The organism is Streptomyces sp. STR69, from assembly GCF_024519455.1.
GTDB lineage: Bacteria > Actinomycetota > Actinomycetes > Streptomycetales > Streptomycetaceae > Streptomyces.
The window spans coordinates 1-444 of record NZ_JALJRY010000107.1; the positions used below are offsets into that span (position 1 = coordinate 1).

The 444-nt window shown below is 69.6% G+C and carries 1 protein-coding gene; it reads left to right on the forward strand.

Annotation, left to right across the window (positions count from 1 at the left end):
- A partial coding sequence (locus OC490_RS49170; RefSeq protein ID WP_262064574.1) for a hypothetical protein occupies positions 1–444 on the forward strand: 444 nt, incomplete at both ends.

Consider the following 444-nt stretch of genomic DNA (forward strand, 5'->3'; position numbering starts at 1 on the left):
CGGTGTCGCACGGTCCCACCACGATCTGGTTCCCCCGGCACCTCACCACCGCCGATCCCGCGCCGGGTTCGCTGCCCGCGCCGGCCGATCCTGCCGATCTCCCGCTCTACGGCGTCGACTCGGTGATCGACCCCAGGGCCCTGTACGAACACGTCCACCAGACCTTCCAGGCGGATCTCGACGGCACGGCGGCGGGGCAGGTCTCGGACTTCCTCTCCGAGCAGGTGCTGCGCGGCACGCTGCCCATGCAGATCGACGGCGGGATCTACTCGCCCGTGATCACCGACGCCGACGGCGAGGCGGTCGGCATGCTGCACCTGGTGACCGTGCCCACCGTCGGGACCCCGTTGAGGCAGAGCACGCCGGGGCAGATCAACCTTGAGAGCCACCTGGTCAACACCGCGAAGGTGGACCTCTCCTCGAAGTACACCAGCGGTCTCGGGG